The 22267-nt window shown below is 46.4% G+C and carries 18 protein-coding genes; 15 read left to right on the forward strand and 3 right to left on the reverse strand.

What is annotated here, in order from left to right; translation table 11 throughout:
- Window positions 1-87 precede the first annotated feature (87 nt).
- The 6 genes from ABIE27_RS03690 to ABIE27_RS03715 all read left to right on the forward strand — a co-directional run bounded on the left by ABIE27_RS03690 (window position 88) and on the right by ABIE27_RS03715 (window position 6704).
- Entirely contained in the window at window positions 88-1302 is a 1215-nt protein-coding gene (locus ABIE27_RS03690) for a HEAT repeat domain-containing protein (protein ID WP_123062336.1), read from the forward strand.
- 22 nt (window positions 1303-1324) lie between these two features.
- Window positions 1325-2725 (forward strand): glycosyltransferase family 2 protein, encoded by a 1401-nt coding sequence (locus tag ABIE27_RS03695; protein ID WP_192895038.1) that lies wholly within the window; start codon window positions 1325-1327, stop codon window positions 2723-2725.
- A gap of 276 nt (window positions 2726-3001) precedes the next feature.
- Window positions 3002-3805 carry a response regulator transcription factor gene (locus ABIE27_RS03700; RefSeq protein ID WP_123062335.1) on the forward strand — a complete coding sequence of 268 codons (804 nt, stop codon included), beginning with the start codon at window positions 3002-3004 and terminating at the stop codon, window positions 3803-3805.
- Window positions 3806-3912: 107 nt separating this feature from the next.
- Window positions 3913-5280 (forward strand): nucleotide sugar dehydrogenase, encoded by a 1368-nt coding sequence (locus tag ABIE27_RS03705; RefSeq protein WP_123062334.1) that lies wholly within the window; start codon window positions 3913-3915, stop codon window positions 5278-5280.
- Window positions 5281-5288: 8 nt separating this feature from the next.
- The gene (locus ABIE27_RS03710; protein ID WP_123062333.1) at window positions 5289-6230 is read left to right on the forward strand and encodes a hypothetical protein; all 942 of its coding nucleotides are present in this window, start codon (window positions 5289-5291) and stop codon (window positions 6228-6230) included.
- 129 nt (window positions 6231-6359) lie between these two features.
- On the forward strand, window positions 6360-6704 hold the full coding sequence (locus ABIE27_RS03715; RefSeq protein WP_123062332.1) for a DUF3139 domain-containing protein: 345 nt from the start codon (window positions 6360-6362) through the stop codon (window positions 6702-6704).
- A gap of 74 nt (window positions 6705-6778) precedes the next feature.
- Here ABIE27_RS03715 and ABIE27_RS03720 read toward each other — a convergent pair whose 3' ends face one another.
- Together ABIE27_RS03720 and ABIE27_RS03725 are read right to left on the reverse strand one after the other, a co-directional pair.
- A complete protein-coding gene (locus ABIE27_RS03720) occupies window positions 6779-7252 on the reverse strand; it encodes a stalk domain-containing protein (RefSeq protein WP_161556825.1) in 474 nt (157 codons plus the stop codon).
- 298 nt (window positions 7253-7550) lie between these two features.
- Window positions 7551-8435, reverse strand: coding sequence for an AraC family transcriptional regulator (locus ABIE27_RS03725; RefSeq protein WP_240036592.1), 885 nt, complete (start codon window positions 8433-8435; stop codon window positions 7551-7553).
- Window positions 8436-8928: 493 nt separating this feature from the next.
- Here ABIE27_RS03725 and ABIE27_RS03730 point away from each other — a divergent pair, with 493 nt between their 5' ends.
- From ABIE27_RS03730 to ABIE27_RS03755, 6 genes are all read left to right on the forward strand, one after another.
- The gene (locus ABIE27_RS03730; protein ID WP_429349918.1) at window positions 8929-10140 is read left to right on the forward strand and encodes an LLM class flavin-dependent oxidoreductase; all 1212 of its coding nucleotides are present in this window, start codon (window positions 8929-8931) and stop codon (window positions 10138-10140) included.
- 205 nt (window positions 10141-10345) lie between these two features.
- On the forward strand, window positions 10346-11620 hold the full coding sequence (locus ABIE27_RS03735) for an ABC transporter substrate-binding protein (RefSeq protein ID WP_123062329.1): 1275 nt from the start codon (window positions 10346-10348) through the stop codon (window positions 11618-11620).
- Between the two features lie 3 nt (window positions 11621-11623).
- Window positions 11624-12496 carry a carbohydrate ABC transporter permease gene (locus tag ABIE27_RS03740; RefSeq protein WP_192895037.1) on the forward strand — a complete coding sequence of 291 codons (873 nt, stop codon included), beginning with the start codon at window positions 11624-11626 and terminating at the stop codon, window positions 12494-12496.
- Between the two features lie 187 nt (window positions 12497-12683).
- Window positions 12684-13499: a carbohydrate ABC transporter permease gene (locus tag ABIE27_RS03745; protein WP_123062328.1), complete on the forward strand. Its 816-nt coding sequence runs from the start codon at window positions 12684-12686 to the stop codon at window positions 13497-13499.
- Between the two features lie 162 nt (window positions 13500-13661).
- The gene (locus ABIE27_RS03750) at window positions 13662-14879 is read left to right on the forward strand and encodes an MFS transporter (protein WP_123062327.1); all 1218 of its coding nucleotides are present in this window, start codon (window positions 13662-13664) and stop codon (window positions 14877-14879) included.
- A gap of 670 nt (window positions 14880-15549) precedes the next feature.
- Window positions 15550-16176: a cell wall hydrolase gene (locus ABIE27_RS03755; RefSeq protein WP_123062824.1), complete on the forward strand. Its 627-nt coding sequence runs from the start codon at window positions 15550-15552 to the stop codon at window positions 16174-16176.
- A 183-nt stretch (window positions 16177-16359) separates the two neighbouring features.
- Here ABIE27_RS03755 and ABIE27_RS03760 read toward each other — a convergent pair whose 3' ends face one another.
- Window positions 16360-17130 carry a hypothetical protein gene (locus ABIE27_RS03760; protein WP_429349919.1) on the reverse strand — a complete coding sequence of 257 codons (771 nt, stop codon included), beginning with the start codon at window positions 17128-17130 and terminating at the stop codon, window positions 16360-16362.
- A gap of 420 nt (window positions 17131-17550) precedes the next feature.
- On the opposite strand from ABIE27_RS03760, the gene ABIE27_RS03765 reads away from it, so the two are divergent.
- The 3 genes from ABIE27_RS03765 to ABIE27_RS03775 all read left to right on the forward strand — a co-directional run bounded on the left by ABIE27_RS03765 (window position 17551) and on the right by ABIE27_RS03775 (window position 22241).
- A complete protein-coding gene (locus ABIE27_RS03765; protein WP_429349920.1) occupies window positions 17551-17838 on the forward strand; it encodes a hypothetical protein in 288 nt (95 codons plus the stop codon).
- Between the two features lie 108 nt (window positions 17839-17946).
- Window positions 17947-18699, forward strand: a complete 753-nt coding sequence (gene yaaA, locus ABIE27_RS03770) for a peroxide stress protein YaaA (RefSeq protein WP_429349921.1) — start codon at window positions 17947-17949, stop codon at window positions 18697-18699.
- A gap of 236 nt (window positions 18700-18935) precedes the next feature.
- Window positions 18936-22241, forward strand: coding sequence for a hypothetical protein (locus tag ABIE27_RS03775; protein WP_429349922.1), 3306 nt, complete (start codon window positions 18936-18938; stop codon window positions 22239-22241).
- Window positions 22242-22267 lie beyond the last annotated feature (26 nt).

Genomic DNA, 22267 nt, shown 5'->3' on the forward strand with positions numbered 1-22267 from the left:
GATATAGGTGGGCTAAATTAGCCAATCCCTTGATGGAACCAACAGCATAGAACATCATAAGCGAGTATAAAAGGAGGACTTTTTCACATGTTCCAGAGTTTAGCTTTGGCCTATTGGTTTTTGATCGCCTGCATTGCACTTGTGATTGTAGGCGTCATCGTTCTGTTTGCCATGAAAATGTCCCACAACGGCAAACGACGCAAAACCGCTATGTATGAAATGAAGCAACGAGACTATTTCACGTATTTGCAGACCGCGTTGACGGAGAATAGTCCGCTCAAGCTGCCGCCAGGCAAGTTGGCCCCGCTAGAACGCCGGGTTGTTCAGGACAAGCTGATTGAATGGATTGACCAGTTCAAGGGAGAGTATCGTGACAAGCTGATCGAACTGTGCCGCGAGGCCGGATTCGTCGAACACGATCTGAAAGAGCTGGGCCGTCTGCGTTACGGACGTCAGATCGATGCAGCATATCGCCTCGGAGGCATGCGCTGTCCCGAAGCGGTTCCGGGTTTAATGGAACTTCTAAAGGATGAGAAGCCGGGACCGATGGCCATCATGATTGGCCGTTCGATTGCGAGATGCACAACCCGGCATGGCGAGCTGAAAGACATGCTTGCACTGCTTTTGACCAAAGGAAAATCGATTCATCATCTGGCCGCGGATATTCTGCTGGAAGCTAATCTGGATACAAGCCGCATTCTGCTTGAGCTGCTGGAGGATCGCAATCCTGATTTTGTCAAAGTCGGACTTGTGGCGATGTGGGGACAAGCGGTGCCAGAAGTCATGCCTGCACTCCATAGACTTGTTGGAGCAGAGCATCAGGATGTACGTGCCGAAGCGGTGAAGCTGTATCTCAGTGCAAGTCCGGCGCTCAAGGATGAGACGATTCTGAAGCTGATTCAGGATACCGATCCGGAAGTCCGGGCGGAAGTGGTACAAGCGCTTGGCTCGAAGCATGCATCTGGTAGCATTCCGTTGCTGCGTAAGGCACTCCGTGACGAAGACTGGAGAGTCCGCTACAACAGTGCAGAAAGCTTGAGTAAGCTGGGCGAACCCGGTTTTGAAGCTTTGTGCCAAGCAGCGGTGCAAGGAACGGGTGCAGAGCGCGAGATTGCCATGCAGCAGATTGAGAGCACGATGCAGCAATCGAGAGCTGACGACAAGGCGGTAGAGCAGATGATTGCGCATAACAAAAAAAGACTGCTGTACGAACGTTATTTTGGCCCGGTTCACGGCGGCGAAAACCGTACAACCAAGAAACGCACAGGCGTTGCAACAGTAGGAGGGGATTACACTGCTTAGAGATTTATTACTCATCTACGGTATGGTCGCCATCTATTATGTGGTTTTTGTTAATACGCTTTATTTTTCCATACTGGCCTTATCATTTCGTAACATCTGGACGATCTTCCGGAGGTCACATTACTCCAAGTACAACACGTTATCCGGCTCTGAACTGGTTCCTTCGGTTTCCCTGCTGGTGCCCGCGTACAATGAGGAATTGACGATTATTGAAAATGTAAACTGTCTCATGACACTGAACTATCCAACATATGAAGTCATTGTCATTAATGATGGTTCGAGCGACTCCACCTTGAAGGTGTTATTGGAAGAATACCGGCTGAAGCCGGTGCCGAATACGCAGATTCGCGGAAAAATCTCCTGTCAGAAGATTCGCGGCATCTATCATAACCCGGATTTCCCAGATCTTTATGTCATCGACAAGGAAAATGGGGGTAAGGCCGATTCCCTCAATGCAGGGATCAATTTGTCCCACTATCCACTGATCTCTTCCATTGATGCGGATTCACTTTTGGAGAAAGACGCTTTGATCCGCATGGCACGCATGTATATGGAGAATCCGGAAGAGACTGTTGCGATTGGTGGGGATGTGCGGATTGCCAACGGCTGCAAAATCGAAAACGGTGCGGTCCAGGACGTATCTTTGCCGCGCAAGATTTGGCCGATGTTCCAATCTATCGAGTATTTGAAAGCTTTCCTCGGCGGGCGGATCGGCTGGAGCCACATGAACGGTCTGATTATCGTCTCAGGCGCATTCGGTATGTTCCGTAAGGATGCGGTCATTGCGGTAGGTGGATACCGCGATGGTTATCCAGGTGAGGATATGAACATCATTATCAAACTTCACCGTTATATGTTAGAAAATAAACTCAAATACCGCGTCGCCTTCTGTCCTGAAGCGGTGTGCTGGACGCAAGCACCAGATTCCTACCGCATTTTGTCCAGTCAGCGCAAGCGCTGGGGCCGCGGGAATCTGAAAAACATGCTGGAGAATCGCGGCATGCTGTTCAACCCGAAATATAAGGTGATGGGTATGATTACCATGCCGTATAACGTCATTTTTGAAGCACTGAATCCGTACTTCCGCATTACCGGACTGATCGCTTTGGCTGGTTATGTGTTTCTGGACATGACCCAGTGGCCGATCCTCGTTCTCTTTGGATTGCTGAACTTTGTGAGTGGATATTTGCTGAGTGTAGGGGCATTGATTCTAGAGGAGATTGCGTTCAAACGGTATAACAAGCTGTCCGATTTAGTCAAAATGCTTGTCTACTCTGTCCTGAAATTTGTGGGATATCATCAACTCGGCGTGCTGTGGAGATTGCAGGGACACATTCAGTTTTTGCAAAACAACAATTCATGGGGCACGATGACCCGCCAAAGCTGGTCTGAGGAGTCCAAGGACACGAGCAAAGCGGCTTAAGTAGTACAGTAAAAACAGTATAGATGTTCAACTCCATTTTTACACGATGACGGAGAGGACAGAAATAATCTGAAAAAGCGAAGCTAAAAGCTTTCTGAAAGAAAGCTGCATCGGAAGCATAATCTTCACCTTTATCACCGGATTTTCCCCTTGAGAAAAGGGGATCAAAAAAATCCGGGGATAACAGTGATTGGAAGATTGTTCTGTCACCTTAGCATTCGTGTAAACGACTTGTTGAACTTGTATAGATCATGAAGGAGAAGGGTGGAAAAGAACATGCCAAATACGGCGACATTGCAGCGTGAGGCTGCCGTTAATGTGTACCGCAATGTAGAACAGGGATTGAAGGAAACGGGTGCCGAAGCTTGTGGCTTAATGTTCATTCACTGTGCAGGTCAGGTTCAGCCGGAGCAACAGGTCAGGACACATCTGGAGCAGGCGGGATATACGTCGTTCCAGGTATGGCAAGATAGTCATACACAGACCATTGCTGTCCTGCTTCCAGGACTTACGCTCGATGAGGTTCACTATGAAGGACTTCGCATCAAGCATGAGTTGCAAGAGCGTGCTCCTGGTGCTGATCCGCAGATCACACTGGCCAGTTTCCCACCAGGGGAGCGCCCTTCGAAGGCAACGATTCAGCATATGGCCGAATCTTCGAAGCTTGTGGATTCATCAGAAATTCATATCTATACGCTGGAACACACAGCGGATGACCCGGAACGGATTTTGATCGTAGATAATGATCCGACGGTTCGTGAATTTTTGCAGCTGCGTTTAAAAATGCAAGGATACGAAACCTACGAAGCGGTGGATGGACTCGCTGCACTAGACCTAATCGAGAAAGTGACACCTGACCTGGTGCTGACCGAGCTGAATCTGTATGGCATCGATGGGCTCCCATTCATTCACCACATCCAGAAGTTGGAGATGGAGCAGCCGCCTAAAATCGTCGTGTTGACGGAACAGCGGGTGGAGCAGACGATCAGCCAATGCTTTAGCAGCGGGGTAGACGACTATATGACCAAGCCGTTCTCTCCTGTGGAGCTGGACGCCCGGATCAGACGCTGCCTGCACTAACAGATGAGCAGAATTAAAGTAACAACGAGTACAGTTACAACCACATCTATATGATTTGGACTATTTTTTACACTTAAACATCAAATATATTGCGCGGAGGGAATATCATGGAGAATCAACAATTTCACACTTTACTGAACGCGATCGAAAATAAAGAAGCAGTACTGGGCGTTGTCGGCCTCGGTTACGTCGGCCTTCCCCTTGCGGTGGAGATGGTCAACCAAGGGTTTACCGTCATTGGCATCGACCTGGATGCTTCCAAAGTCGACAGCATCTACAATGGAGATTCCTATATTCACGATATTTCGTCCGACGAATTGAAAAAAGTGATGCAAAGCGGCCGTTTTCAGCCAACAACAGACTACAGCATGCTGCGTGTCATTGATGCACTGAGTATTTGCGTACCGACGCCGCTCAGCGAAAACCAGGACCCGGATACCTCTTACATCGAGACGGTTGTTGATCAGATTAAGCTGCATATGAAACCAGGCATGTTAATCACACTGGAAAGCACGACGTATCCAGGTACAACGGAAGAGTTAATCGAGCAAGAGCTGGACAAGATTGGGCATGAAGCGGGCAAAGACTATTTCCTGTGCTTCTCACCTGAGCGAGTGGACCCATCCAACGGTCGTTTCACTACATTTAATACACCGAAAGTCATCGGCGGTACAACTGAAGCTTGTCTGAAACTAGGCACGGCGCTGTACAGCAAATATGTAGAGACTGTAGTTCCGGTATCTTCACCTAAAGTAGCGGAAATGTCCAAATTGCTGGAAAACACATTCCGCAGTGTCAACATTGCCTTCGTGAATGAAATGGCAATGATGTGTGACCGCATGGGCATCGATATTTGGGAGGTTATTGACGCGGCTGCAACAAAACCGTTTGGCTTCATGCCATTCTATCCAGGACCAGGCATTGGCGGACACTGCATCCCGCTCGACCCGATGTATCTGTCGTGGAAGGCCAAAGGATTCCGTTTTTACAGCAAATTTATTGAACTGGCGCAATCCACCAATGACAATATGCCGTACTATGTACTGAATAAAACGTCAACGATCCTGAATGAATACGCAAAGTCTGTTCGCAAATCAAACATTCTCCTGCTCGGCATGTCGTACAAACCGAACATTGCTGATCTGCGTGAATCACCAGGACTGGAAGTATACGAGCTGTTCAAGGAAAGCGGCGCCAACGTTAACTATTATGACCCGCATGCCGAATCCTTCAAGGACAAACATGGCGTAACTGTGCATAGCCAAGCCTTTAACCTGGAGCAGTTCAAAACGTATGATTGCATCGTGCTGATCACCAACCACAGCGACTTGCCTTATTATGATATTGCGGAACTGGGTGTACCGATTCTGGATACACGTAATGCATTCCGTACGTACAATCACTCCCACATCTACAAGATCGGTCATTCGGTACAGCATCCCGTGCTGGAGCCAAGTGAAGCGGTTCTCGTCTGAGGCGACTGATGAGGATACAGGGCAAGTGGGCAGGTAAGGCTAAATGGGCTATTGTGGCTGTGGTGTTCTGCCTGCTGCTCCTGTCCTGGCTGTTCAAATGGTTTTCGCATGAGGAACACAAGGCGACCTGGCTGTGGGATACGTCGATCATTACGAAGCAGACACCTGAGATTATCGCGTTCTCCAAGGAACAGGGCGTGGATACCATTTTCCTGCAAGTTCAGGATGAGGTGCCCGATGCGGCTTATCGCAAGTTCATTGCGGCTGCGACCAATGCCGAGATCGAAGTACACGCGCTGAATGGTCATGCCGACTGGGCGTATCGGGAAAAGCGGGCAGAAGGACTTGCTTTTATTGAACGCGTGCGGACATACAATTCTTCCTCGGCGAAGAATGAACGTTTTACGGGCATTCAGCTCGATGTCGAGCCATACCAGTTAAAACGCTGGGAGAACGAGGAGAGTAGTGTCATTGCCGAATGGCAGAACAATATGGAGGTCTGGACGGAAGCCGGAAAGGCTGCAGGACTGTATATGAGTGCAGCGATTCCATTCTGGCTGGATGCCCGGCAGTCTGCTGGAGGCAAGGAGACGTTCAGTCGCTGGGTCATCTCCCGTTTTGATGCGGTGGCCATTATGGCATATCGGGACAGCGGGCAGCAGATGTACGATCTGTCCAAGGAAGAGCTGGCTGAAGCCGATGATCTGGGCAAGAAGGTCTGGATTGGAGCAGAACTCGCGGATACACACGAGGGAGATCACCTGACCTTTTTCCGCAAACCAATCAGCAACATGGACGAAGAGATGCAGAAGGTGTTTGAACTCGGTGCCTCACATTCATCGTTTGCAGGTGTGGCTGTGCACCATTATGAGGCGTGGTATGCGAAGCAAAACGGCATTCCGCTTGCCCGCAAGACCGAGGAGAAGAAAGAGGAATCACATACGAAATAGTACAAGTTTCAACGTTAAGTTAATGATCCCTTCTGAGCAAAGCAGCAGGCTTTGGTTCCTGCTGCTTTGCAGCTCAGAAGGGATTTTTATATTACATACAGAATGTAGAAGTGTAATGGAGGTTGTTTTATGACAAAAAAAGTAAAAATCAGTTTGTTTTCTATCCTTGCGCTTGTTGTAATCCTATCAGGATGGGGCTACTTGAGTTTATTTGGTAATCCGATCAAAATGAATGATGCTGAAGAGAAAGTAAGGGCCTACTTAATTCAACAAAAAGGGTATTCACCTGAGGAAATTATAGATATAACAGGTAACTATTCCTTCACAAGCTCAGAGGCTCCTTACGGTGCTTCCGTAACATTCGCTGACCAGCCTAATGATAAGTATCATTACGGTCTTTTCAAGGGCGGGCACATTGAACAGTACAGTTACACGAGCGATAATCCTATACATCTGGAGTCTCCGATTAGATAAAAGGAGTCTCCACTTGTTCCCGTTGTTCTCGTATTGGCAATATCCTACCTTTCTAAAAAAGGTTTAGTCTGCCTCTATTCTTTACTAACTTGAACCGTTTTCGTCTGCGAGTCATAAGAAACGTTAATGTCGTAAATCGAAACGATATCTTTTAGCGGAAAATAAATGCGGTTTTGAATCAAAAGAACAGAGCTGTTCATTTGAAACGGCTCGTCATTGTGCTGGAACGTATCACTTCCAACTTTGAACTGCAATAGTGGGGTAGGAATTGCAAAATCTTCATTGAGAACTCTGAACGTTTTAGTCTCCGATTGGAAAGATAACGCTTTGGAATTGATCTGGAACGGAAGGCAACTCACAAATCCGTCGAGATCAACGTAGGTGTGCCCTTTAATAATCAGACCTGTAAATGATTTTTCATCCAACACATTGGATTTGATGTTCACAGTTGAGCCTGAGGCGGGGGAAGAAGCAGCGTTTATGGAGGAACCAAAACCAGCCATAGCCAAAGTTAGTACAGTCACCACTAGAAACTTGGAAAGACGCATGATCAACCACTCCTTTGATATATTCATTAGGATTAACGTAAGAACCGGTACATAAGTTACATATGTTGGGAGTAAGTTTTAAGAAGCGCAAGATCTTTTTTTTGGTACTTTAACTTGTGATATATGAAAAAAATTCGATTCGTCAGAGACAGCAGATGCTGATTCTAACTCATTTAATATGGAAACCTGAATAAGGCAAGTCCCGTTCGCTGAGCGAGGGGCTTGCCTTATTCAGGTTATTTTAGTGCTTGAGAACAGGAAAGCGCTTCGTTAGCGCCGGTTCTCTTAACCAGCTCAATTAATCTCTCTTCTGTTCCGTTGATGTTGTTCGGTAACGGTTGGGAGGTAGACCGACTTGCTTTTTAAAAGCTTTGGAGAACGAAAATAAATCCGGATAACCTACGGAATGAGCCACCTCCGTTAAGCTGAGCGTGGTCTGCACGAGCAGAAGCTTGGCTTGATTCATTTTGAGTTGCTGAATATATTGCACTGGGGACAAGCCGTAGGCTTTGCGAAACTGTTTGGCAAAGTGGGTTCGATCCACGCCTGCATGGGCAGACACACCCTCCACCGAAATGCCGCCTGCGAAATGAAGTTCAATGTACTCTTTACCTTTCTGAAGCCAGGGGGTGGCTACATCCGGTTGCAAGTCTTTGGTCGCCGGAGAACGCGCAATGCGGTCGAAAAGGCCGAGAAACCGGATCAGTCGCCCCAAATCACTGGCACTGTCCTGCGGTTTACGAACGTCTTCCATAAATGAACGCATGTTGCTAGCTGTTTCGGGTGTGAGTACACCTGAACGGTACGGGTTGTCAGAACTTAAGCCAATTCGGGAGAGCAGTTCAGCGGCATATGCTCCGTCAAAGGCAATAAATATTTTTTGCAATGGTTGCTCTGGATCAGTCCAGTACTCATGCGTCACATGCGGAAACAAACAGAAGGCATCTCTGGCTCGCAGGGAATACCGCTGTCCGTTCTGAATGAAGGTACCCTCACCCTCCAGTACAAATAACAAATAATGATAAGGCGTAGTACGAGGACCAATGTGATAGTTACTTTTAGCAATGTTACGACCAATGCGTAACGGCCAGGCACCGCTGGCTCTCTCAAATTCAGACGGAGTGAAGAATAGAATATCCAAAAACTCGTGGTGGTCCTCCTTCATGCGCTCAAGCTCGGTCACCAGGAACACCTCTTTATTATATAAGTATCGTCGATGGCATCTAAAAGGTTCATTTATAACCTATTATACAGGTGGGTTTTATATAAATTCAAGATCAGGTAAACCTGAATTCGAAAAACGACCACAAAATGATAAAAATAAATTGCCGCGAAATGACATTGATCACAGACAAATCAATTGATATGATGTCCATACCTATTAAACCAAGTTAATTAATCGGCATTTGGATGTATACTTTACAAAATAATTAGAAATTAGGCGCACTTTAAAAGTGGGGTTTAACGAGTGCGAACGTAGTGGAGGGGACGAAATCGATTCTGAAGAAACGTAGTGTTCGCCTTTATCTCCGGATTTTCCCTTTGGAAAAGGGAATCAAAAAAAATCTGGAGATAACAGCGGGCGAAAGAACGATTCGCACCCAGAACGGCCATGTTGCACGACACCAATCTTATTTTTAACATGAGACTTTATTTATCCATAGAAGGGAATGACGATGGTGAGCGAACAAGAAGACATGAAGTTTGGATGGTTTTTACCAACGGCTGGAGATGGGAAGTATGTAGGTGTAGAGCCGGAACGTGAGCCAAGTCTGGATTATCTGGTGCAGGTGGCACAGACGGCAGAGACGGCCGGATTCGAATTTGTACTGATTCCGACAGGGGGAGCCTGTCTGGACGCATGGGTGGTCGGCTCGGCGGTAATGAGTCACACCAAGACATTGCGTCCCCTTGTAGCGATTCGCCCAGGTCTGGTGACACCCGTACTCGCGGCTCGCATGGGTGCGGCACTGGATCAGCTCTCTGGTGGTCGTGCCATGATTAACGTAGTTACAGGCAGTTCGGTTCGAGATCTGGAAGAACTCGGTGATCCGCTGGCACATGCGCATGATGAACGGTATGTTCGCGCAAGCGAGTATATGGAAGTCATGAAGCGTTCGTGGACACAGTCGACAGGCTTGAATCTGACGGAATTCGCCGGAAGTGGTGCACAATCAGGTGCAGATGCATCCAGCGAATCGAATCCCGAATTCAACGGCCAATATTACAACTTCAAAGGTCCGGTAGGTATGCCTGAGACGGTACAGAAGCCATATCCACCATTCTATCTTGGAGGAAGTTCTCCGATTGCGAAGCGAGTGGCGGTTGAACATGCGGATACGTTCCTGATGTGGGGTGAGCCGCATGACTGGATTCAGGAGCAGATCGAAGAGATCGAAGTCATTCGGGAGCAGGTGAAAGAGGAGACGGGACAAGATCGTCAGCTCCGTTATGGCATGCGTGCACAGGTGCTCATTCGGGATACCGAAGAAGAGGCATGGGCTGCAGCATGGGAGATCATCAGCAAAGTGCCGCCAGAAGCGATTGAAAAGGCCAAAGTTGCATTTGCCGAGACGGATGCCACCAACCAGCGCAGACAGAATGAGCTCCGTGAATTGTCCGAGAAACAGCAGTTTGTGGTTGGGCCGAACCTGTGGACAGGTTTGTCGGTCGTACGCTCCGGGGGAGCCATCCTCATCGTGGGTACAGCAGAGCAGGTGGCAGAACGGTTGATGGAATACGGAGACCTGGGCGTAACGACTTTCATTTTGTCCGGTTATCCGCACTTGGAAGAGGCCGAAATCTTCGGCAAAACGGTAATGCCGATCATCCGCGAAAAATGGAAAACAAGACAGAAACAGCATTCAATTTTACTGCCCACTAAATAAGTTAAACGTGTTTTTACACGATAACGAAGTATTCAAAACAAATCTGGAAAAGCGTAGCGCTCGCCTTTATCCCCGGATTTCTCCTTATATTAAAATTGAAAAAATCCGGGGGTAACAGCGATTGGAAGATTGTTATGAATACGTAGTGTTCAGTGTAAATTTAGTCGTTTAACTTACGTTTATTATCCTTAGGAGGTCGTCTTTCATGAGAAAAAGTAAAAAAATGATCCTGCCGCTTGTCAGTATGCTGGTGATGTCCATCCTGCTGTCCGCTTGCGGCGGTGGAGATAGCGCATCATCCGGCGAGAACGGCTCCTCAGGTTCAGGTAAAGTGACCATTAGCTTCATGCACTGGCGCGGCGAGGATTCCGAAGCATTCAACAAGACGATTGACGCATTTGAAAAAGAAAATCCGAACATTCATGTGGAGATGCAGACGCTCCCATCGGATCAATACCAATCCACCGTGCAATCCAAAATCAGCGACGGCTCCACAGGGGATGTGTTTGCGTCTTTCCCGGGTGCTCAGTTCCAAGCGTTCAGCAAAGCTGGATTGTTTACCGATCTGACGGGATCATCGTTCCTGTCGGCCTACAATCCGAAGCTGATCGAAGCTGGGCAGCATGATGGCAAACAATATGCCATTCCGTACCAACTCGTATATAACGATCCAATCTATAACGTCAAACTGTTTGAAAAGTACGGTCTGACACCACCGAAGGATTGGGAAGGCTTCCTGGCATTGTGCCAGAAGCTGAAAGATAATGGCATCATTCCGATTGCCTTTGCCGGTGCGGACATTGGTCCGGGCCAATTCATGAATACGATGGTAATGAACAATGCGCCGAGTGACGACATTTTTACCAAAGTCGAAGCGGGCGAAGCCAAACTGACAGATGAATTCTGGGTGAAAACGTTGACGCAAATCAAGGAACTGAACGATAAAGGGTACTTCCAGCAAGATGCACTGGGTACGAAAGACCCGGCAGCAGGCGCACTGTTTATTCAGGAAAAAGCAGCGATGCTTGCAAGTGGATCGTATCAACTTGCTCAGAACAAACAGCAAAACCCGAATCTGGAGCAAAAGTTGCTCGCACCGATTACGGTAAGTGCGGACCAAGCCAAGTATGAAGGGGTGCACACGACCACATTCATGCTTGCGGTAAACAGCAAATCGAAACACCCGGAAGAAGCGAAGAAATTCCTTGAATTCCTGAGCAAACCGGATGTAGCTGGCGCATACGCCAACCAGACAGGACAAAATGTAACGGTGAATGACGTGAAGTATGATACACCTGAGCTTCAGGTTGCGGGAGAATGGGCGAACAAAAAGACCGTGTTCCAGCCACGGTTCACCATCCTGAACGGAGACAACCAGAAGGCGGTAACCAACTCCATTCAGGCCGTGCTAAGCGGTACTTCTCCAGAAGAAGCCGCACAGCAAGCACAAGCGATCATTGATCAGCATATCGGGAAATAAACGATGAAAAACCGTATTCAGCTATCCCTGTTTCTGTTACCTGGATTGCTGCTGTACGTTGGATTGTTCGTATTTCCTACATTGACGGGGCTGTTCTACTCCTTTACGGATTGGGACGGGGTATCCCCGTCGTATGCATTTGTAGGGCTGGATAATTACAAGGACAGTCTCAGCAGCATCGTATTTCGCAAAGCTTTTGGGAACAACGTGGAGTTTATGTTAACGGTTGTCATCGCACAAACCTTTATTTCACTTGTTCTAGCTCTGCTTTTGGTTCGTAATACCAAGACCAAAGTGGTGCTTCGCGCGTTGTATTTCCTGCCCGCGATTCTGTCGTCGGTATCCGTTGGTCTGATCTGGGCGTTCATGTATGACCCGTCCATTGGACTGATCAATTACGGATTAAACGAGGCGGGCATGGGCAGTATTGCTCGTAATTGGATCGGTGATCCGAAGATTGCGATCTTCTCCATCGCTGCGGTGCAGGTTTGGGCTCACGCAGGACAGATGATGATTGTGTTTATCGCCGGTCTGCAAGGCATTCCAGTAGAACTGTACGAAGCGGCACGCATGGACGGCGGCAGCAAATGGCAGGTATTCCGTACCGTGACCTGGCCGCTGCTGGCTCCATCCGCAACGATTGTGGTAGCCTATACGACTATACAGTCGTTCAAGGCCTTTGACCTCATTTTCACGATGACGGACGGAGGCCCGAACTACGCCACTGAAATTTTGACCACCTATATTTATCATACGGCTTTCGGCAGTTATTCATTTGGTCTGGCATCTGCGGGTTCGATGATCTTCCTGGTGCTGCTCGCGCTGCTGACGCTATTACAGTTCAAGGCGCTACGTGCCGACCGGGTGAGCTATTAACGGATAGATGATGGCTTCTTTTCGTAATCGTTAGCGGCGAGAATGGCAAGTCAAGAATGTATACAAGAGTATGAGAAAGAGTCACGGTTAAGTATCGAGAGCGTGTTCGAGGAATGCGAAGTAATTTGATTTTTGAATGTGAAGGATGAATTTTAAGTGTGAGGTTGAGAGGAAGGAGGGAAATTATATGGTTTTCAAATGGTTCAATCGGCTGATTCTGTTTGTGTACGCACTGCTGATCCTCGTGCCGCTGTATTTTGTATTTGTATCTTCGTTCAAAACAAGCAGCAACTTCTTCACCAGTCCATTCAGCTGGCCGGACCCGTTTACGTGGGATAATGTGACGGGTTTGTTCCGTAATCAGCCGATGTGGCAATACTTCGGAAACAGTCTGATTGTGACACTGGGTACAGTAGCGATTGAGCTGCTGCTCAGCAGCATGATTGCTTATGCCATTGTCCGCTGGGGCGGCAGCGTAGGCAAAATTGTGTTTGCCCTATTTGTAGCAGGTTTGATCGTGCCGTCTCAGGTCAGCATGTTGCCGATCTATTCCCTCACACGTACGCTCGGATGGTCGGATAGTCTGACGGGTTTGATTATCGTATCAGCTGCGATGTTGATGCCGGTCTCCGTGTTTATGCTGACGGGTTTCATGCGTATGTTGAATTCGGAAATTTTGGAAGCAGGTAGTATGGATGGGGCAAACGAGTGGAGACTCTTTACCCGGATCGCTCTGCCTCTGGCGGCACCTTCACTGGCGGCAACCGCAACGTTCCTGCTGGTGATGGTGTGGAATGACTTGCTCATTCCGATGCTTATGCTTACCAGTAAGTCCAAACTGACCTTGCCACTTGCCCTGATGCAATTCCGCGGGGAGTACGTGACGAATTATCCGATGATGCTGACCGGCGTTCTTGTGACAGCGATCCCGATGATTGTGCTGTTCTTGTTGCTTCAGCGTTATTTTGTCGCAGGTCTAACCGCAGGTTCGCTTAAGGGTTGAGGGGCGAGAAGGAGACTGAAAGATTGTTCGCAAAATCGAATTCGTTTTATATTCGTTGTAAATTGACGTCACCTCGTATTTTACATTGATTTCTGGTTCATTCTGCATAATAATGGTTTAGTGTCAGGATGACTACATAGAGATCAAGGGAGCTATAATCTGATGAGTAAATTGGAAGTGTTGCGGAATCCCAAGCAGCGCAAGCTGCTGTTCAGTGCCGGTATGAGCTGGCTGTTTGATGCAATGGAGGTCGGCATGATCTCATTCATCGTAGCTGCACTCGCGAAGGAGTGGAGTCTTAGTCCCGGACAAGTCGGTGTGCTGACGAGTATAAACTCGATCGGTATGGCCCTCGGTGCCTTGCTCGCAGGTGCACTTGCAGACCGTTTTGGACGAAAAGCTATTCTGATGTGGACACTGTTGATCTTCACCATTGCAAGCGGTCTATCTGCACTCGCTACCGGGTTTGCGGTATTGTGTGCACTGCGTCTGGTTGCGGGTATTGGTCTTGGCGGTGAGTTGCCCGTGGCATCTACGCTGGTATCGGAATCGATGCCTACAGCGGAACGTGGACGTGCAGTTGTTTTGTTAGAAAGCTTCTGGGCAGGGGGCTGGATCGTATCGGCGCTCATTGCCAATTTTGTTATCCCCGAGTATGGGTGGAGAATTGCCTTTGCGATCGGTGCGCTTCCGGCGTTCTACGCGCTGTATCTACGTCGTGCCATTCAAGATCCTCCAAGGTATAAGAACCACACGAAATTGCAAAAAATCACGTTCCGCGAGAAGGTTGCCACGGTCTGGTCTGCACCGCATCGCCGAACAACATTAATGCTGTGGATTTTGTGGTTTACCGTTATTTTCTCTTATTATGGTATGTTCTTGTGGCTGCCTTCGGTTGTGATGGCGAAAGGTTTTACATTGGTGAAAAGCTTTCAATACGTGCTAATCATGACGATTGCACAGCTGCCAGGTTACTTCACCGCGGCGTATTTCATTGAACGCTTTGGCCGGAAGTTCGTACTTGTCGTATATCTGACACTGACCGCGATTAGCGCGATCGCCTTTGGACTGGCTACGACGGAAGCAACGATTTTGGCTGCCGGAATCTGCCTATCGTTCTTCAATCTGGGCGCGTGGGGCGGACTCTACGCGTACAGCCCGGAATTGTATCCAACATCCGTGCGTTCCACAGGCGTTGGACTGGCTACATCGGTAGGCCGGATCGGCGGCGTACTTGCACCATTTATGGTAGGTATGCTTGTTCAGAAGGCAGTTCCAATCAGCCTGATTTTCACCATTTTCTTCGTGACAATTCTCATTGGAGCAGCTGCTGTGCTGTTCTGGGGCCGGGAAACGAAAGGGCAGGAACTCGCCGAGTAATGGTGAGAAAATTTTAGCGCAACTTTTGTGCGGGTCTGTTTGCCTACGGAAGTGGAGGCTGAATTAGCGGTACAAGGTTGATATAAGAAGAGGTGTGACCCTGATACGACCATGGGCTCATGCCTCTTTTTGATATGTGCAGGACTCATTTTTTCATGCTCCATCGGTCCGATAGACGGGCAATTTTTGATATCCTATAATGACACTCGGGATGTCCATCCGAGAGGATTCAGGGGGAAGCCGTATAACTGGATTCAGAAAAATGGAGGTTAAGGAAATGACGAATAAGAAGAATACAATGAGCGAAATGCATATGACGAGTGAACAGCATAGCGTGTACGAAATGGTGCGAGTTGATGAAGAGGCAGGGATAAGAGAGGTGCACAACAGTTATAATGGCAACGTGAAAGTGAGTGAGATGGAACGTGCTTACGGTGGATGGAGCGTGATCGATCTTACTCCTGCAAAAGAGAGGCAAGATGTATATGAACTTAAGATGACAAGCGCCATCGGCATCTCCGATAAAGAAGCTAAGTTGGAGATCAATGGAAGAAAGGTTGAACTTCATGATCAGCGCCCGAGTGCAGAAGATATGGAGCCTATCACCGTGAGTCGTAAAGTCACCCATCGCAGGGGCAGAAAAAATGGCAAGAGAGCAGGACGAGTGAGTATGCTTCTTGGCGCCTGTGCAATGACGCTTGGACTTACTGTTGCCGCGCCTTCGGCTGGAGCCCAGAAGCTGGAGCAGGGCATTCGCAGTGAACACGTGGTGCAATTGCAGGAGCAATTAAGTGAGCTCGGGTATTTTGACGCTGGAGTAACAGGTTATTATGGTTCGATTACCCAAAGCGCTGTTCGCGAGTTCCAACAAGCGCAGGGGCTGAGCGCCGATGGTGTAGCAGGGCCTGTGACGCTGAACAGGCTGAACCAAAAGGTTAAAGCCGAAGGTGAAACGCTGCGTCAACTGGCGAAGTTGATCCATGGGGAAGCGCGCGGGGAATCTTTTGAAGGACAGGTCGCTGTAGGGGCAGTTGTCTTAAATCGGGTGCAATCGGGAGAATTCCCGTCATCCATCTCCGAAGTCATTTTCCAAAAAGGTCAGTTCACAGCTGTAGACGATGGTCAGTTTAATCTGAAGCCAACCGCAACCTCGTTCAAGGCTGCCCGTCAAGCTCTCAATGGTGCCGACCCAACGCATGGTGCGCTATTTTATTACAATCCGAAGATTGCCACGTCCGAGTGGAGTAAGAGCAGGCCCACACTGCTGACCATTGGGCAGCATGATTTTACGAGATGAGGTAGGATTGCAAGAAGCCAGCTAATTAGGCGGAAAGAGTGGTAACTAATTTTTTGATCCAACAACAAACCCTGGTTGAACGCTGCAGATGATTCGCAGATATTTCACCGGGGCTTGTTTTATTTATATGTTGTTATTGCGGATAAGGAATATATGGAGTAGTGGGACAGCGCAGATTCAATGTTAATCTTTAGTTTCGAATGGGATCGTCAATGAAGTCGGCTCTACAATTGTTTTTCCCGTGTCATAGTCATAGATCTTGTTAAAAACCAGTTCGATGGATTCCAGTTTGTCGGGATCACCAGTGTACACGAAACCAGCCGCTATATTATCCATGACTACACCATTATATTGATGATAGATATAAGGTTTCCTCATGAAATTACGATCTGCTGAAGTAGGGTTGCCCGTGTTCAGATGAACAGAATTCAGACCGTAAAATCCGATATTTTGATCCGTTGTATTTTCGACACTGTATAGGATTTTGATATAAGTCATTTTAGAAGCGATATCCTGTTGATTGAGAACCGAAATGTTTTTGCGGGTGTCCTCGGGAATATCATTAGCCTCTAGTAATTGGACATCCATCAGATGAATAGTTAATGGTCCAACTGCAATACTTTGATCTAGAGAAACTGTTTTTAACAATTTCAGCTGTCCACCGTATTCGAATATGCCCGTATCCCCAGCTTTAGATAAGATCGGTGATGATGTGTTTTCCAAAAGTTTATCACTAAGATTGCTCGCGGCCTGCTCGAATGCATTGTAATCTGGCTTAAGATCTTTGTATGTTAATTCCGACCGGAAAGGCTTCAAACCGGATTCTAATACAAGTTCAGGCGAAGCAGTTCGCGTGTGTAATGATGTGTTCTCTAGGTTTGTAGATGAGGCATAATCTGCATTACCTGAACCACTCAAAAGTACGAGCGTAACCAGTAATTGAATAATAAACATGAAGAAGCGACACCCTTTCTCTTGATCCATTGATGTAAATACTTTTATTAATCATCATAACAAAACAATTTAGGGAGACCATGAGAATATCGGACTAAATTCAGATAATAACATATTGACGAGTGATTGATTCGGATTGGTAGCAAAGACCCATTGATATAAAGTCTGGTGTTCCGGATTGCTAAAGTTGAGTTCGAGGCATACTGTGTGCTACAAATATGTTTAATATCAATGGCATGCATTTGAATCAGGTCCATAGACGGATAGTTGAAATGGTTCTTTCCGGTAAAATATATTCCATGTGTTTTGTATCAGCGAGCGGTAAGGATTAATGGAATCCGTACAGATTATATGATCGCTTTGAAATGGATGAATTCGAGAATTAAAAGAAGAAAAATTAAGAGAGTCGGGTGAATAGAGATGAAATTACTAAAGACCTCATTGGTTCTAGTAACACTCGTGATCATTGCTTCTTTGGCATGGTATGGGTCCTATAAGAGTGATATGAAGCAACTTGAGGATGAGTTGAGGACGTATTTAACGGTTGAAAAAGGAATAGATGAGCATACGATTATAGATATCACAGCTCGTCGCAGCAAGATGCCGATGTATCCTGTTGTTGTCCGATTTAAGGACAATCCGGAGGAACATATCTACTACTATAGAGAAGATGAATGGATTCAGCTGGCGCCTGATCCGAATTCGTAAACTTTTGTGAAGACGTAAGCTTAATATGCCTCACGATTGGATTCATCTGCCTAATCCTGTACAATGAATAACGACATAACAACGGTAGATTAAGGATGGATTAGAACGATGAGGATTATTATATCACCAGCCAAGAAGATGAAGGTCGACACCGATCTGATGGCTAGCGCCGCGATACCGCAATTTATAAATGAATCAGAACAGTTATTAAGTCTGCTTCAAACCTTATCCTATGACGAGCTTAAAGCGCTCTGGAAGTGTAACGATGCCATTGCCGAACAGAATGTGCAGCGGATTCAGAACATGAATATAAAGAATAATCTGACGCCAGCCATCTATTCGTATGAAGGCATTCAGTATCAATATATGGCGCCTGGCGTTTTTCAGCAGGAAGAGCTGGCGTATCTGGAGCAACATTTGCGCATATTATCCGGGTTTTATGGCATGTTACGTCCTTTGGACGGCGTTACCCCTTATCGGTTGGAGATGCAGGGCAAGTTGCAAGGTCCGGGATTCAAATCCCTTTATCAGTTCTGGGGCAGCAAGCTGGCCGATCAGCTTCAATCCGAAAGCAACTGCATTCTGAATCTGGCTTCCAAAGAATATAGCAAGAACATTACTCCTTTTCTGAAAGAGGAAACTCGCTTTATTACATGTGTATTTGGACAGATGGTTAACGGAAAGCTGGTGGAGAAGGCAACCCGCGCGAAAATGGCCAGAGGTGAGATGGTACGTTATATGGCAGAACGGAAGATTTCAGATGTGGAGGACATTAAAGGATTTGATCGGTTAGCGTTTGTTTTCTCGGAAGAGCTGTCGGATGAGAGTACTTATGTGTTTGTTTATTCGGAAGAAAAGTAGTAGTGAACCTAATTTAATATGTAAGAGAGTAACAATCTGTTTTATCTTATTCAAGAGTCGCCATCTGGCGGCTTTTTTGTTTTATCCACACCCTTAAAAGGAAAAAAGTCCCTAAAATAAAGGACTAATTAACTATTACCTAAATTAAGGAAAATGACGATACTTATAATTCGACCATCTTTATCTCTTTTAAGGGATGAACTGGAAGATGAATATAAAGGAGGAAAAGAAATTTCATGAATTTACGAAGAGGCTTTATTATTTTTCTAGTTTTCTGGCTTGCTATTGGAACCATGCTTCCAACTAGCGGTTATGCACTTTCAGATCCATCAGCTTCAATAATAACGTCCGAAAGCACGGGTGTTGATGTTAACCGTTCTGCGGAGGATGCAGTGCTGATAGGGCAGGTGGATGTAGAGGGTTGGGACCCTGATTTCTATGAAGAACCTGAGAATGTAAATGAAGGTGAAGAACATATGAAGGAATCAGACCCGTTTACGGTGACGGATGATACATACGGAGAGCACATGTTCACTACCCAAGCAGCGGCTTTGGCGAACGAAACACTAGTCATGAATCCGGGAGAATCATATACATTCACCAATACCGGGACCGTTGCCAGGAGTTTAAGTATCAATGCATCAACCTCAAGAGGCAGTGCATATGATTATGCCAATTATAGACCGGACGGAAGTATTTCAGGTGATAATTTAGACTTTACCGGAAGTATAACGGTAAATTCAGGCTACACGATCGTCATTACATCAAGCGGGGAAAATCCTTTCACCGTTACGGTTCGACCGGAGTTTTCCTATGGTGTGTCCACAAACCCTGCGATGCACCGTGTGACTTTATCCAAAGGAGAAAGTTACCGCTTCTTCAATGAAGGATCACAGTCAAGAGTTTTAAGTGCGGGTACTTCCACAGCTCAAGATAAGAAGATAGACTATGCTGTTTACAAAGAGGATGGGAGTCTTGTAAGTTCAAATTTCCAAACTACAGGCAAGCCTTCAGTTGCTGGAGGAAATGAAGTTATTATTACAGGTGCAGGTTCACAGCCTGTTAGTGTTGGTTTTCCCTATGAAGTATACACGGGTGACTGGAGTGACGAGCCGGCGTATACACGAGTAACTTTGAATCAAGGAGAGAGTTATCAGTTTACGAATATTAGTTCCAAATCGGATGCGCTTCAGAGTGATGGAACCTCTAAAGATAAACATGATTACGTTGTTTATCTTCCCGATGGTACAGAAAGTACGACCGGGACCAATTCAACCACAAAGCCGACTATCGCTGCGGGTAGAACAGCTGTGGTGACACTGGTAACCTCAACACCTGTGACATACGGTGTGCCATACAGAACTTTCGATGTTCAGAAAGCTGGCGGGGATGCGATAACAAGAGTGACTGTATATCCTGGAGAATCCGTTATTTTTCGGAATAATGGATCATTAGCCAACCCAATTAAAAACAATGCGAGCAGCGCCAACGGAGCTGTTTTTGATTACACCTTGTATACCTCGGAAAATGTTGTGCATTCTGACGGCTTTAACAAAAATGTCAATCCGATGATCCGATCCCAAGGTTACGCCATTGTATCCGTTGTAGGGCAAGTTCCGATTGAATTTAGTTACACGGATGATTTTTCCTTTGAATACAGCATGGAACCTTCCCATCACCGTGTAACCTTGAACCAAGGAGAGAGTGTGACTTTCTGGAACTATGGTAGCAGTCGAGAATATCTCGACAGTGATGCTTCATCGACTAACAAAGCTCGTTTATTTGATTATGTAACCTATTACCCGGATGGTACAGAACGCAGTACTAAAAAATCAACAGCGACTGCTCCAGTTGTGTATTACGGAAATAAAGCTGTAATTACAAGCGTATCTGCACAACCTGTTACGATGGGGGCTATCTATACCATTTTTGATGTAGAGGATCGACCTAATGAAGCCTTGAGTAAAATTACTGTTGAACCGGGACAATCCGTGAAATTTCAAAACGGAGGTTCACTTTGGAATCCAATTCGGAGTAATGCGAAATCGGTAGGTTCACTTTATGACGTAGTTGTATATAAATCAGATGGCAAAGCATATAGTGACAAATTCAATAATAATGGTAGTCTCGCTAATATTCCATCTGGCGGTGAAGCCATTGTTACTGTAGTAGGAAGCACACCTATCCTGTTTGAATACACAGATGATTTTTCTGTAGTAGATAGCAAGGAACCGGCATATCTGCGTGTAACGTTAAACAAAGGAGAGAGTTATGCCTTTACAAATATAAGCTCCGATTCCAAGAGAATCAGGACGGATGCCTCTAGTAATCAACAGAAATTTTTTGATTATATCATCTTCAATTCAGATGGAACGGAATCATCCAAGAGAACGGCAGTAGCATTTGATCCACTTGTCTTGGGGAGTAAAAAAATTGTCGTTACGAATATTTCCGAGCAAGCGATAACGTATGGAGGAATTTATCGTATTTTCCGTGGACAAGACGACGAAGTCCCATCACCTGAAACGGAAATTACGGTGAAGCAGGGACAGAGTGCAGTCTTCACGAATCCGGGTGCAACAACGGCTCTAATCAATCGGGTAGGAACAAACAGTTCCATTGTTGATTTTGTAGTTTACGAAGGAACCGATAAATTCTTGCATCTAACGGCAGGTTCAGACTTGGATGCTTGGGAAATACCTGCTGGCGGAACACTCGTTATGACTGCAATATCTGCTGAGCCGGTAACGATTCAATATAGTGCACCTGTGACAGCTAGCCCTAGTCAGGAGCCTGCACTCCTTAAACGAAATTTGGAGCCGAACACCACGGCGATATTCTCTAATACATCTTCTTTCTCATCCGTGCTCTTTACATCTCAAGTAGAAGGATTGGTCTACGATTACGTAATCCGTAATCAGAACCAAGTCATTGTTAAGGAAGGGAAAGATGCAGTAGGACCGCAACATGTACCTGGAAGATCTGATATTCAGGTGCATAATGTGTCAGACCAAACGTTGAAATTCGTAGCTCCATACCGTAATTTTACGGTCAAACAAGTGGAAGTTGAGTTTTTGACGTTGTATGAGAATACGGAAACCGAACTTCCGAAAGAGCAAAAAGGTAATATCTACTACCGTTTCAGTCCCTATAGCTCTGATAAATATCGAATTGCGATCAAAGAATCAGGAGATTTTTCCATCGAACCTCGAATGGAGTTGTATGAAGACAAGGAACTCAGTATGCCTCTGGTGTCTTCCGTAGATCAGGAGCAGGTGTACGGCGAGCAATATACCGTGCTTGAATGGGATCTGCAGGGTGGAAAAACGTACTATCTCAAACTGAGTGAAAAGGAAGGCAAACCGATAAAAGGAGCCATTAAAGCGGCCTGGATGAACATTCGCAACGATAACAGCTACGAATACGGTTATGCCAATCAATTGCTTAAAGTAGTGCTGTATACAGGAGATCAGATTGTTTTTGAGTATGACCGTAACGGTAATTTAACGAAAAGAACAAAGAAAATTTTCCCATTTAATTAATGATTGTTAAAACTAGGTTGAGGTGA

This window comes from Paenibacillus sp. 4624 (assembly GCF_050435065.1).
Classification (GTDB): Bacteria; Bacillota; Bacilli; order Paenibacillales; family Paenibacillaceae; genus Paenibacillus; species Paenibacillus amylolyticus_D.